This is a genomic window from Clostridium sp. D33t1_170424_F3 (assembly GCF_015667585.1).
Lineage (GTDB): Bacteria > Bacillota > Clostridia > Oscillospirales > Acutalibacteraceae > Anaeromassilibacillus.
Window position 1 is genome coordinate 107,764 of sequence record NZ_JADPEG010000001.1, and the last position, 12,527, is coordinate 120,290.

The following is a 12,527-nucleotide window of genomic DNA, read 5'->3' on the forward strand; positions in this document are numbered from 1 at the left end:
CGTAAAATAATTTAGAATGGAAGCAAAGCTGTGAAAACCTACAAAACCGCTGAAATCGCAAAAATGATTGGGATCCACCCCAATACAGTGCGCCTTTACGAGGAGTGGGGATTTATTCCAAAGCCGGAACGGCAAAAAAACGGCTACCGCGTTTTCACCGATCAGCACATCGCCCAATTCCGTCTCGCCCGGCTTGCCCTGCAAATGGAAGTGCTGCAAAATGGGCTGCGTAAAAAAATCATTGAAATGGTCAAGACAGCGGCAGTGGGCGACTTTGACCGGGCTATCACGATGACCGCCGAATACCAGTCCCAAGTACGGCAGGAGCAGAAAAACGCCGAAGAAGCCATTTATATCGTACAATGCCTTTTAGCCGGTAAACCGCAGGCGAAGTCTTCTATAATGAAGCGGAAAGAAGTTTCCGATTCCCTCGGCATCTCCATGGATGCGCTCCGCAATTGGGAAATGAATGGTTTGCTTACGATCAAGCGAAAAGAAAACGGCTACCGAGTCTACACAGAAGAGGACATTCTTCGCTTAAAGATCATTCGTGTCCTGCGCTGTGCCAACTACTCCCTGGAATCCATTTTGAGGCTGCTGCAATCCATTTCAGTCAATCCCCATGCGGATATGAAAGCTGTACTCAATACCCCCAAGCCGGACGACGATATCATTTCCGCATGTGACCGGTTGATTCTCTCCTTACAGACCGCGGAACAAAACGCACAAACCATACTGAGGATGCTGCAGGAAATGAAAAAACAGTTTGGCAAACCCTCCACTATACCACCAGTCTTTTGACTGGTGGTATTCTTTTTGCATCGAGACAAAGGAGGATAAAAAATGGATTGTGCAATTCAAGTCGAAAACCTCTCCAAAACCTATGGCGCGTTGGCTGCAGTCAAAAATCTGAGCCTGTGCGTGGAACGCGGTACAGTGTTTGGGCTGTTGGGTGCAAACGGTGCGGGCAAAAGTACGACCATCGAATGTATGCTGGGGACAAAGAAGCCGGATTGCGGGACCGTTCGCATTCTGGGACAGAACCCTTCCACTGACCGAAAAAAGCTGTTCGAGCGGGTAGGGATTCAGTTCCAGGAGGCCAACTACCAGGAAAAGATCACGGTCCGCGAACTCTGTGAAGTAACTGCATCGCTTTACCGGAATGCAGCCGATTTCCATCGTCTGCTTGCAGAATTCGGTCTTGCGGACAAAGAAAAAAGCCCGGTAAACAGCCTTTCCGGCGGACAGCGCCAGCGACTGTTTATCGTCCTGGCGCTTCTTCCCGATCCGGAGGTCGTCTTTTTAGACGAGCTGACCACAGGTCTTGACGCGCGGGCGCGGCGAGACGTCTGGAAAATTCTTTCTGAACTAAAGGCCAAAGGTCTGACCATTTTGCTTACCTCCCATTTTATGGACGAGGTGGAAGCACTCTGCGACCAAATCTGCATTTTAAAACATGGCCAGACTGTATTTCACGGTACTGTTGCGCAAGCAGTCAAGCAAAGTCCCTTTGAACAGTTTGAGGACGCCTATCTTTGGTATACGGAGGAGGAATAGCGTATGAAAACCTTTTGCACGATGCTGAAAACGGAGCTGAAACTTTCCCTGCGCGGGATGGACATGTTTATCTTTGCGATCTGCATGCCTCTCGTGGTACTGGTGATTCTCGGACTTCTCTATGGAGATCAACCGGCTTACACAGGAGCACCCTATACCTTTTTAGAACAGTCCTTCGGCGCGCTCGCCAGCATTTCCATCTGTGCCGGCGGCGTAATGGGACTGCCTCTGGTCGTTTCAGACTATCGGAACCGGAAAATTCTGAAGCGTCTTCAGGTCACACCGGTCAGCCCGGCCATGATATTGCTGGTACAGGTGGCAATTTACACGCTCTATGCGCTCGCTTCTCTCGTCCTGCTTTTCCTGGCGGCCTCCGTCTTCTTCGGCCTGCAAATCCGAGGCTCTCTTTTACTGTTCCTGTGCGGGTATCTGCTGGTGCTGCTCTCCATGTTCAGTATCGGCGTGATGGTGGGAGGCGTGGCGCCCAACACCAAAATCGCAGGCGTAATCGCCAGCGTGCTTTACTTCCCCATGCTGATCTTTTCCGGTGCGACGCTGCCCTATGAGGCCATGCCCTTCGCGTTGCAAAAAGCCGCGGATGTCTTGCCTTTGACACAGGGCATCAAACTGTTAAAAGCGGCTTCTCTCGGCCTTCCCATAGACGAAATATGGCTGCCAATCGTGATAATGGCGGCGATCGCAGTTGTCTGTATCGCAGTCGCACTTCGGTACTTTCGATGGGAATAAACGAAAGCTGACGAGAACATTGCGCAAACAAAAAGCCGCTGGAAGAATATTCTTCCAGCGGCTTTTTATGCACTTTCCCGTTTTCAGACAGATATTGATATCATAAAAGTTCTTTGAAATCACAGATGTATGCGTCGGACAGGCGGCGCATCTCTTCCTCCGAGCCTCCCGAACAGGCGTCGTAAACGCCTACGGTCTGCATACCTGCGGCAATAGCGCCCTGCAAACCCGGCAGAATATCTTCAAAAACAACGCAGTCCTCCGGGGATACGCCCAACTTTTCTGCTGTTCTCAAGTAGATATCCGGAAAACCCTTCCCCCTGCTGACCTCGTCGCCGGAGGTGATGGCCTGGAACCAGGAGAAAATACCGTTGTTCTCCAGCACAGGCGTATAGAGTTTCTTCGGCAATGCAGTCGCCACACCGAGTATGATTCCATCACGTTGCAGCTTTTGCAGATATTCCCGCGCATGGGGCTTCATCTTTACCTCGTTCCCATAAGCGTACGCCGCCATCTGATTCCATTCGCGGACGATCTCTTCCGCCGGCTCCGGAAAACCAAAAATTTGTTTGGCATACTGCGCCGCATCCATAAAGCCCATTGTCGCTATTTTTTCGCAGTAGCCCTCTGGCACCGCAAAACCGCGCTTGTTCAAAAATTCTTCGTCCAGCTTCTCCCAAACGTGCAGGGAATCGATCAAAGTTCCATCCAAATCAAAAATAGCCGCCCGGAAAGGGTTCATAAAATTGCCTCCTGTCAGGATTTCTTCCACTCATCCTGTAAAATTTCCACGCTCTCTCCGTTCAGAATCCGGTTCGTGGTCCGCATCGCGCACATTTTTCCGCACATGGAGCAACTGTGCTTGTCCGAGGCGGGTACGCTCTCATAATACGCCTTTGCTTTCTCCCCGTCAATCGCAAGCTGAAACATGGTATCCCAGTCGAAGCTCCGGCGCGCCTCGCTCATCCGATCATCTATTGCTCGCGCATTGCGGACCCCTTTGGCAATATCCGCCGCATGCGCGGCAATCCGGGACGCCACGATTCCTTCCCGCACATCAGAAAGATCCGGCAGGCGCAAGTGCTCCGCCGGCGTCACATAGCACAGGAAATCCGCGCCGTTCGCTGCGGCGATCGCACCGCCGATTGCAGAGGTGATATGGTCGTAACCCGGCGCGATGTCAGTTACCAGCGGACCAAGCACATAAAAGGGCGCGCCGTAGCAGAGGCGTTTTTCCAACTGCATGTTGGCGGCAATCTCTCCAAGCGCCATATGCCCGGGTCCTTCCACCATGACCTGCACGTCCTTGTCCCATGCGCGCCGGGTCAAATTTCCCAGCTCGATCAACTCTCCAATTTGTCCCGCGTCAGAGGAATCGTGGATACAGCCTGGACGGAGCGCGTCTCCCAGACTGATGGTCACATCGTATTCGCGCAGAATATCAAGCACGTCGTCATAATACTCGTAAAACGGGTTTTCATTGCCGGTCATTTTCATCCAGGCGAACAGAAGAGAGCCGCCGCGGGATACGATATTCGTAATCCGATGGGTCCGCTCAAACGCTTCCACCGCACGGCGGTCGATTCCCGCATGGATGGTCATGAAGTCCACGCCCTCTTCCGCATGGGAACGGACCACCTTGAGAAAATCCTGCGCGGTAATGTCCATCAGGTCCTTTTCCAGGTATCCAATCGCATCGTAAACCGGCACCGTCCCAATCATCGCCGGAGTATTCTCAATCAGCTTCTGCCGGAACTCCCTCGTTTTCCCGTAATTGCTCAGATCCATGATCGCTTCCGCGCCAAAGCGAACTGCCAACTGTACTTTCTGCATTTCCGCGCAGTAATCCGCACAGTCCCCGGAAATGCCCAGATTGACGTTTATTTTTGTGCGCAGCCCTTCCCCTACGCCGTTGGGATCCAGGGAGGTATGGCGGATATTGGCTGGTATAATCACGCGTCCCGCCGCTACAAGCGGCAGAAGCTCCTGTTCCGCATATCCCTCTTTTTCGGCTACCCGTTTCAGTTCCTTTGTAACGATTCCCTTTTTCGCTGCTTCCATCTGTGTTTTGTATTCCATACTGTTACCCCTTCCGGCCATGTGGCCTGCTCATTCGATTTCCGCTCCATTTGTCAAGCCGTGTAAATACAAATCATAAAAATGATTGGTCGGCCCATGGCCTTTTCCGAGCGCCAACGCGTGGCGAATCGCCGTAGTGACATACTGCTTTGCCCGCTCTACCGCCTGCGTCATCGACATCCCGAGCGCCAAATTGGCGGTAATCGCGGAGGAATAGGTGCACCCGGTCCCATGCGTGTTCTTTGTTGGAATCCGCTCCGCTCGATAGTGGTGGAACGTCTCGCCGTCATAGAGCACATCCACCGCGTCGCCCTCCGCATGCCCTCCCTTGACAAGTACATTCCGCGCGCCCATCCGGGAAATTTGTTTTGCCGCCGCCTCCATATCTGCAAGCGAACGAATGGACAAGCCAGTCATTTTTTCCGCCTCCGGAATGTTTGGCGTCAGAAGGTCCGCCAAGGGAACGATTTTTTCAATCAGCAGGTCGATCGCGCTAGGATCCATCAGCGGGCAGCCATTCTTTGCGTACATGACAGGATCAATTACAATATGCTGCGGACGATACTTATTAAGTCCTTCTGCAACCGCTTCCATACAATTGGGCCGGGACAGCATCCCAACCTTCACAGCGTCCGGCGGAATGTCCTCAAATACAGCATCCAGCTGCTTTCCAATCATATCGGGAGTTACGTCCTGAATGTCGATCACGCGGCTGGTATTTTCCGCCACAACGGAGACAATGACGCTCATCCCGAAGACGCCGTGCGCGGAAAAAGTCTTTAAGTCCGCCTGGATGCCTGCGCCGCCGCTGCAGTCCGAGCCTGCAATGGTCAAAGCTTTTTTCATTTTGTTGTCCTTTCCGGCAAGGGGTAAAACAAAAAAGCGCCAGCCCAAACCGGGCAAGCGCTTCCATTCCAAGTTGAAAGTAGTTTTGCTTCCCTACGACAGTGTTAACCGACAGGTTCTAAGGGTCAGGTTTTAACCTTCTCAACTGAAAACAGTCCCCCCGCAAAATAAGCCTATTCATTTTTACGGATTTTGCTGTGCTTGATTATAGCATTTTGTGCGCATCCTGTCAAATTCCGTCTGCTGTCCTTTTCTATGCCGAAGGTTCGTGCTATAATAAATTACTATCAAAAAACAAAATGACAGGAAGAGGACGCTTATGAAGCAAGTGACCATCGGCCCAAACGACGCAGGACAGCGTTTGGATAAATTTCTGACCAAAACCTACCCGAATCTGCCGCAGTCGATGCTGTATAAAAGTATTCGAAAAAAGGACATCAAACGCAATGGCAAGCGCTGTGAAATCTCCACCCGGCTGGTGCAGGGCGATGTGCTAACCATGTACCTGAAGGACGAATTTTTCCAGCAGGCGCCCGAAGAATACGATTTTCTGAAAGCGCCCAACAAACTCAACGTCCTGTATGAGGATGAGAACCTGATGCTGCTGGATAAAAAGCCGGGATTGATCGTGCATCCGGATGAACACTACCACTACGACTCTCTGATCGCACGCGTCCAGCATTATCTCTATGAAAAAGGAGAATATCAGCCGGCAAATGAGGCCTCTTTCGCCCCGGCGCTGATCAACCGGATCGACCGCAACACCGGCGGCATTGTGATGGCAGCCAAGAATGCAGAAACGCTTCGGATCATGAACGAGAAGGTGAAACACCGTGAGCTGACAAAGCTGTATCTTTGTATTGTACATGGGCACATGCCGAAAAATGAGGACACACTGGAGGCTTTTCTAGAAAAGAACGAGAGCCGCAACCGCGTGTATATCTCCAAAAAGCCAACCAGCGAGACTAAGAGCATTCGAACGCGCTACCGTGTCCTGGAGGAGCGCGGCGGCTACAGCCTGCTGGAAGTAGAGCTTTTAACCGGGCGGACACACCAGATCCGCGCCCATCTGGCCTACATCGGCCATCCCCTTGCCGGCGACGGAAAATATGGGACAAACGCGATCAATAAGGCCTGCGGCTTTAAATATCAGGCCTTGTACTCCTACAAACTGCGTTTAGACTTTACCACCTCTGCCGGACTTTTGGATTACCTCAACGGACAGACGTTTGAAGCAAAAGAAATCTGGTTCCTGAACGATTTTAAAAGCTGGAACTGACAACAGATACGCGCAAAAAAACACCGGTCAATTGACCGGTGTTTTCATTTGTTCAATCTTATTTTGTTTCAGCGGCCTGCGCACTCTCACGCTTCTTATCCTTATGATCGTGCCACGCTACATACAGCGGACCCGCAATAAAGATGGAAGAATAGCAGCCAACCACAACGCCGACCATCATCGGCAGCGCAAAGGTGGTGACGGAGCTCAAACCGTAAATCGTTCCAACCACAAACACCGCGGCAATCGCGATGAAGGTGCTCAGGGAAGTAAAGATGGAACGGGTAAGCGTCTGATTAATGCTGGTATCCACCAGCTGCGCATAGGTTGCCTTCGGCCCCATCAGGCGGCGGTTCTCTCTGATACGGTCATAAATGATAATCGTATTATTCAAAGAGTAGCCCAGGATGGTCAGGACGACCGCCATAAAGCTGTCGTTAATCGGCATACGGAAAACCACGAAGGTAAAGTACACAATCAGCACATCGTGCAGCAACGCGATAATCGCCATGATACCGGCTGTTACACCGCCGATCTTTTTAAAGCGGAAGCCAACATATACGATCAGCAGGACAAACGCAATTAAAATTGCGATTGCGCATTTGAGCAGGAAACTGCGGCCCATTGTTGGGTTGACGGAACTGGATTCAATGACTTCAAAATTGGAATCCGGGTGCTTTTCATCCAGCGCGGCGGCGATCGCCTGCTGCTGCTCCAGAGAGATGGAGTCCGTTCCCGCAAAGGAGATGGAAACGCTGTTGTTAGCGACGGTCGGATCATTTACCGTGGACATATCCTCATGGATACGCACGCTGACATCCTTGCCTGACGCATCCTTTACGATCTTCTCCACATCTTCCTGTGCAATGGAACCACTGTAGGAATACTTGATGACAGCGCCGCCGGAAAACTGGATGTCCAGCTGCGCGCCAAAGATAATGTTAAAGATGAGGCCGATTGCCAATACGGCTAAAGAGATTCCGAAGAATAGCTTTTTCTTCTCACAGAACTGAAAGTTGAACGTCTTCATTTCGCAGCACCTCCATATAACCATTTATTGCGGAAGCACTTGAACCCGGAGATGGATTTCAGCATCAAGCGGGATGCGCCAACGCCCATGATGAAGTTGCCGATGTTGCCAACCAGCAACGTGTAACCGAAGGAATAAACCGAGCCGGTGGTGGACGGTCCAAACAGCATGGAGAGGATATTGGTCGGGCCGAAGACCATCATCAGGATCAGAGCAACCAAAATGGTGGTGATATTTCCGTCAAAAATCGCCCAGAAGCTGTTTGCGTTGCCCTTTTGAATTGCGCCGTCGAGGGTTTTGCCCGCGTTCAGCTCTTCCTTGATTCTGGTAAAGGTGATGATGTTTGCGTCCACGCCCATACCGATTGAAAGGATAATACCGGCGATACCGGGCAGCGTCATAGTGAAGCTGTTGATAAACGGCAGATAACCGGAAACCGCCGCGAAGCAGATTGCCATCTGACCGATCAGGGCGATGATGGAAACAAAGCCCGGCAGACGGTATACAATCAGCATCATCAGGCAGACCAGAATGAATCCGATCAAGCCCGCGATGGTCATTGCGTCCAGAGCGGAAGCGCCCAATGTGGGGCTGACCGTGCTGAAGTTGGTGGTAACCAGCTTAAAGGGCAGCGCGCCCGCATTGATCTTGTTGGCAAGATCGGACGCATCGGACGCGGTAAAACCGCCGGTGATGGAAGCTTTTCCGTCCGTGATAACCGCGTTGACCGTCGGTGCGGAGATCATCGTATCATCCATCCAGATGGAGATCGTTTGTCCCTGCAGACGCTCCGTCGCCTCTGCAAATTTGGAAGCGCCCTCGCTGCTCAGCTCCAAACCGACTTCATACTCTGTCTGGCCGGTACTCTGGTTCTGCGTCATCTGTGCAGTGGCGCTTTTGACGTCGCTGCCCTGCAGAACAATGTTGGAATCCGTATATTCCGTACCTTCTCTGAAGGTCAGAAGCGCCGTCGCGGAAAGCTCCTGAATGGCATTCTCCGGATCAAAGGTGGTTTCGTCGTTTTTCCACGGGAAACGCACAATAATGTGGTCCTGGTTATAGTCCACGTAAAGCTCATAGTCGGTAATGTTCTGGTTGACCAGACGCAGCTCAACAATTGCCTTAGCGGAATTCAACTGATCTTCCGTTGCCTTCACACCCTGTGTGTCCGGACTGAATGTTGCTTCAACGCCGCCGTTGATGTCGATTCCCCATCTGATATCGCTGGCACCTTTTATGTAGGTGATCCTGTTATCTCCGTTTTGACCATGTACCCCAAACAAAGAGGTATAGGCGAAAACCAAGATCAGGAGGGCGACGATGAAAAATACAGGTTTCTTTGCTCGCTTCATGCGTAAATCCTCCAATGTCTAATGGTTTCTGCGTTCCGCCGCAGACGTAACAGATTTAATTATAGAATTCTTATGCCGAAAAGTCAATCAATTTAGTACAAATAATCTAATAAAATTATAAATACTCCGATTTTTTGCTCAATGTTTCTAGGAAATATGAATATTTCGTGTCGATTCTGAAGAAAACGCAAAAACCGGCGGACGCCAGAACGCATCCGCCGGTCGCACTCGCATTTTATCCAGTTGCTTTACGCCTGTTCCAGCAGTTTTTCCACTGCTGCCAGTTGTACCGCTACGCAGAAGACATCCATTGCCATTTCCAACTCGGAAACCGGCGGAAAGGTCGGCGCTACACGAATGTTGCTGTCTTTCGGATCTTTCCCATAGGGATAGGTCGCGCCAGCGCCGGTCAGCGTGACGCCAGCCTCCTTGCAAAGCCCAACCACGCGCTTCGCGCAACCGTCCAGCACGTCGACACTGACAAAATAACCGCCGTTCGGCCTGGTCCACCGCGCGACGTTTTTGCCGCTCAGATTCTCTTCCAGCTTTGCCTGAACCATCTGGAACTTGGGTTCCAGGATTGCGCGGTGCTTTTCCATCTGCAGCTTCACGCCGTCCATATTGCCAAAGAAGTAGACATGGCGGAGCTGGTTCAGCTTATCCGGGCCGATGGTCTGGAAAGAATAGTGCTCTCTGAACACCGCCAGGTTATGTTCGCTCGCTCCCATGGCTGCGACGCCGGAGCCCGGGAATGTAATCTTGCTGGTGGACGCAAAGAAAATTGGCATATCGATGCTGTGCTGTTTACGGCATTCATGCCACAAATTCAGCAGCTGGTCGGGCGTATCCGTCAAATCATGTACGCAGTATGCATTATCCCAGAAAATCTTAAAATCGGGCGCGGCGGGCTTCAGGGCCGCAAAACGGCGGACTGTTTCGTCGGAATAGGTGATACCCGTTGGGTTGGAATATTTCGGCACACACCAGATACCCTTTACTTCCGGATCATTTTGAATCAATGCATCAACCACATCCATATCCGGACCTTCCGCCGTCATCGGAACCGGGATCATCTCAAAGCCAAAATATTCTGTAATGGCAAAGTGCCGGTCATAGCCGGGAGACGGGCACAGGAATTTTAAATGCCCCTGCTGTCCCCAGGGCTTGCTGCCCGGAAATCCGTGCGTCATTGCACAGGAAACCGCATCGAACATCATATTCAGGCTGGAGTTTCCGCCCACAATGATGTTATGGTCGTCGATTCCAAGCATCTGCGCAAACAGCTCGCGCATTTCCGGCAGTCCGTCCGCCAGACCATAGTTGCGGCAGTCGTCGCCTGTAGAAGCTTTAATATTGGACGAAGAATTCAAAAGGTCAAGCATCGGCATGGATAAATCCAGCTGTGCCAGGCTGGGCTTTCCCCTCGCCATATTCAACTTCAGACCCATCGCCTGAATGTCTTTGTAGCGTTTTTCCAGTTCCGCTTTGGCTCCCTGCAGTGCTTCCTTTGACATTGTTCGGTAATCCAAAATGAGCATCTCCTTTAATTAAAATGCATTTTTTCCGTGTGGCCTTGCATCCATTCTTAGAAGGCCTCTTTTACAATCTTCCTAATATTATACTGAAAAATCAAAGAATCTGTGCCATAACAGACCCTTACTATTTTAATCCATCACACTTTAAAACGCAAGATAAAAAACGTCGTCCTGCATTTTCTCTTATTTGACAAATTATCCGCAATCCCTTTCCATAAATACTGTCCATAACGACGAGAAAATGCCGAAATAAAAGCATACAATAAAGCGCGCCGCATCAAATACGCCTCCGCCCTTCATCATGCGGAGAATATTCTATGCGGCGCGCTGCCATTTTCCTTTTATATGCGATTACTCATGCAGGATATTGTAACTGAAACCCCATATTTAAAATTCCGCCGTACCGGTCGTCCGCGGGAAGGGCAGTACGTCGCGGATATTGGAAATGCCGGTCAAATACATCACCAGACGCTCAAAGCCTAGGCCAAATCCAGCGTGCTTCGTGCCGCCGTACTTGCGCAGGTCCAGATACCACCAGTAGTTTTCCTCTTCCAGATGAAAGTCCTTCATCCGCTGCAACAGAATATCCATGCGCTCCTCACGCTGGCTGCCGCCGATGATCTCGCCAATCCCGGGAACCAGCAGATCTACCGCCGCGACGGTTTTTCCGTCGTCGTTCATGCGCATATAGAACGCCTTGATCTCCTTTGGGTAGTCGGTCACAAAGACCGGCTTTCCGAAAATCTGCTCGGTCAGATATTTTTCATGCTCGGTCTGGAGGTCGGTTCCCCACTCCACTTTATATTCAAATTTGTCGTTGTTCTTCATCAGCAGGTCCACTGCCTCAGTATAGGTGACGCAGGCAAACTCGGAACTGACAACATTGTGCAGACGGTCCAGAAGGCCCTTGTCCACAAACTGATTGAAAAACGCGATGTCTGCCGGACAGGTATCCAGAACGTACTGAATGACGAATTTCATCATGGCTTCCGCAAGCTCCATATCGTCCTTCAGGTCCGCAAACGCAATCTCCGGCTCGATCATCCAGAATTCCGCCGCATGGCGCTGCGTATATGATTTTTCGGCGCGGAAGGTTGGGCCAAACGTATAGACCTTGCCGAAAGCCATCGCCATACACTCTGCTTCCAGCTGGCCGGAAACGGTCAGGGATGTACGCTTCTGGAAAAAATCCTGGCTGTAATCCACAGCGCCGCTCTCTGTACGGGGCGGGTTCTCCGCATCCAGCGTCGTCACAGTAAACATCTCGCCGGCGCCTTCACAGTCACTGCCGGTAATCAGCGGCGTATGGGCATAGACAAAGCCGTTTTCATGAAAGAATTTGTGAATCGCATAAGCAGCCGCGCTCCTAACACGGAACGCCGCACTGAACATATTGGTACGAGGACGCAGATGCGCGATGGTGCGCAGATATTCCATTGTATGGCGTTTTTTCTGCAGTGGATAATCCGGTGTGGATGTACCCTCCACCGTGATTTCCGTCGCATGGATTTCAAACGGCTGCTTTGCCTCCGGCGTCAACAGCAGCTCGCCGGTCACTACGATGGCCGAGCCAACATTCAATTTTGCGATATCCTTGTAATTGGAAAGCTTATCCGCTTCAAATACCACCTGTACGCCTTTGAAGCAGCTGCCATCATTTAAATCGATAAAACCAAGGGCTTTGGAATCGCGGATGGTACGCACCCAACCGCAGACCAAAACAGACTTCCCGCCAAGCTCCTGTGCTTTTTCATAAAGCTCTGTGATTTCTGTACGCTTCAAAATACTTGTTCCCCCTGTTTCTTGCACAGCAATTCTGTTTTTCTGCACTTTGCCGCACTTTTAATTGATTTGTTTTTATATTATAACACGTTCTGGAAAGGTGCAAGTAAATTTTTGCATAATTTTGAAAAAAATTTCAAAAAACCTCTTGCTTTTTTGATACGCATCCGCTATAATAATCAAGCTGTCAGTTGCGGCGGCGTAAAATTGCATATGGAGAGGTATTCTAATGGTAAGGAGCCACATTGGAAATGTGGTGTGCCGCAAGGCATTGTGCGTTCGAGTCGCATCCTCTCCGCCAAAAAACAAGCACCTGTAAA

General features: G+C 50.9%; 11 protein-coding genes, 1 tRNA gene and 1 riboswitch. Of the genes, 5 read left to right on the forward strand and 7 right to left on the reverse strand.

Going from position 1 to position 12,527, the window contains the following annotated elements:
• Positions 1-30: 30 nt before the first annotated feature.
• Genes I4V53_RS00520 through I4V53_RS00530 form a run of 3 tightly spaced genes read left to right on the forward strand, consistent with a single transcriptional unit; the run spans position 31 to position 2,304 of the window.
• Positions 31-801 carry a MerR family transcriptional regulator gene (locus I4V53_RS00520; RefSeq protein WP_195983481.1) on the forward strand — a complete coding sequence of 257 codons (771 nt, stop codon included), beginning with the start codon at positions 31-33 and terminating at the stop codon, positions 799-801.
• Positions 802-843: 42 nt separating this feature from the next.
• Positions 844-1,557, forward strand: coding sequence for an ABC transporter ATP-binding protein (locus I4V53_RS00525; RefSeq protein ID WP_195983482.1), 714 nt, complete (start codon positions 844-846; stop codon positions 1,555-1,557).
• A gap of 3 nt (positions 1,558-1,560) precedes the next feature.
• Entirely contained in the window at positions 1,561-2,304 is a 744-nt protein-coding gene (locus tag I4V53_RS00530) for an ABC transporter permease (RefSeq protein WP_195983483.1), read from the forward strand.
• A 100-nt stretch (positions 2,305-2,404) separates the two neighbouring features.
• Here I4V53_RS00530 and I4V53_RS00535 read toward each other — a convergent pair whose 3' ends face one another.
• From I4V53_RS00535 to thiD, 3 genes are read right to left on the reverse strand one after another with little or no spacing between them, the layout of a single operon-like run.
• Positions 2,405-3,046 carry an HAD family hydrolase gene (locus tag I4V53_RS00535; protein WP_195983484.1) on the reverse strand — a complete coding sequence of 214 codons (642 nt, stop codon included), beginning with the start codon at positions 3,044-3,046 and terminating at the stop codon, positions 2,405-2,407.
• Positions 3,047-3,060: 14 nt separating this feature from the next.
• Entirely contained in the window at positions 3,061-4,383 is a 1,323-nt protein-coding gene (gene thiC, locus I4V53_RS00540) for a phosphomethylpyrimidine synthase ThiC (RefSeq protein WP_195983485.1), read from the reverse strand.
• 30 nt (positions 4,384-4,413) lie between these two features.
• Positions 4,414-5,229, reverse strand: coding sequence for a bifunctional hydroxymethylpyrimidine kinase/phosphomethylpyrimidine kinase (thiD, locus tag I4V53_RS00545; protein WP_195983486.1), 816 nt, complete (start codon positions 5,227-5,229; stop codon positions 4,414-4,416).
• 72 nt (positions 5,230-5,301) lie between these two features.
• A riboswitch (TPP riboswitch) is annotated at positions 5,302-5,401 on the reverse strand.
• Positions 5,402-5,548: 147 nt separating this feature from the next.
• On the opposite strand from thiD, the gene I4V53_RS00550 reads away from it, so the two are divergent.
• Positions 5,549-6,508, forward strand: coding sequence for an RluA family pseudouridine synthase (locus I4V53_RS00550; protein ID WP_195983487.1), 960 nt, complete (start codon positions 5,549-5,551; stop codon positions 6,506-6,508).
• A 58-nt stretch (positions 6,509-6,566) separates the two neighbouring features.
• Here I4V53_RS00550 and secF read toward each other — a convergent pair whose 3' ends face one another.
• From secF to asnS, 4 genes are all read right to left on the reverse strand, one after another.
• Positions 6,567-7,538 (reverse strand): protein translocase subunit SecF, encoded by a 972-nt coding sequence (gene secF, locus I4V53_RS00555; RefSeq protein WP_195983488.1) that lies wholly within the window; start codon positions 7,536-7,538, stop codon positions 6,567-6,569.
• A complete protein-coding gene (locus tag I4V53_RS00560) occupies positions 7,535-8,890 on the reverse strand; it encodes a preprotein translocase subunit SecD (protein ID WP_195983489.1) in 1,356 nt (451 codons plus the stop codon). Before I4V53_RS00560 ends, secF begins: the two co-directional genes overlap by 4 nt.
• Before the next feature lie 248 nt (positions 8,891-9,138).
• Positions 9,139-10,428 carry an aspartate aminotransferase type Ic gene (locus tag I4V53_RS00565; protein WP_195983490.1) on the reverse strand — a complete coding sequence of 430 codons (1,290 nt, stop codon included), beginning with the start codon at positions 10,426-10,428 and terminating at the stop codon, positions 9,139-9,141.
• A 384-nt stretch (positions 10,429-10,812) separates the two neighbouring features.
• On the reverse strand, positions 10,813-12,207 hold the full coding sequence (asnS, locus tag I4V53_RS00570; RefSeq protein ID WP_195983491.1) for an asparagine--tRNA ligase: 1,395 nt from the start codon (positions 12,205-12,207) through the stop codon (positions 10,813-10,815).
• Positions 12,208-12,422: 215 nt separating this feature from the next.
• On the opposite strand from asnS, the gene I4V53_RS00575 reads away from it, so the two are divergent.
• Positions 12,423-12,508, forward strand: a tRNA-Ser gene (locus I4V53_RS00575).
• Positions 12,509-12,527 lie beyond the last annotated feature (19 nt).

Bases quoted from the DNA above. Each gene is read 5' to 3' on its own strand.
- I4V53_RS00525 (WP_195983482.1), top strand. From the start codon at position 844: ATGGATTGTGCAATTCAAGTCGAAAACCTCTCCAAAACCTATGGCGCG.
- I4V53_RS00530 (WP_195983483.1), top strand. From the start codon at position 1,561: ATGAAAACCTTTTGCACGATGCTGAAAACGGAGCTGAAACTTTCCCTG.
- I4V53_RS00535 (WP_195983484.1), bottom strand. From the start codon at position 3,046: ATGAACCCTTTCCGGGCGGCTATTTTTGATTTGGATGGAACTTTGATC.
- thiC (WP_195983485.1), bottom strand. From the start codon at position 4,383: ATGGAATACAAAACACAGATGGAAGCAGCGAAAAAGGGAATCGTTACA.
- thiD (WP_195983486.1), bottom strand. From the start codon at position 5,229: ATGAAAAAAGCTTTGACCATTGCAGGCTCGGACTGCAGCGGCGGCGCA.
- I4V53_RS00550 (WP_195983487.1), top strand. From the start codon at position 5,549: ATGAAGCAAGTGACCATCGGCCCAAACGACGCAGGACAGCGTTTGGAT.
- secF (WP_195983488.1), bottom strand. From the start codon at position 7,538: ATGAAGACGTTCAACTTTCAGTTCTGTGAGAAGAAAAAGCTATTCTTC.
- I4V53_RS00560 (WP_195983489.1), bottom strand. From the start codon at position 8,890: ATGAAGCGAGCAAAGAAACCTGTATTTTTCATCGTCGCCCTCCTGATC.
- I4V53_RS00565 (WP_195983490.1), bottom strand. From the start codon at position 10,428: ATGCTCATTTTGGATTACCGAACAATGTCAAAGGAAGCACTGCAGGGA.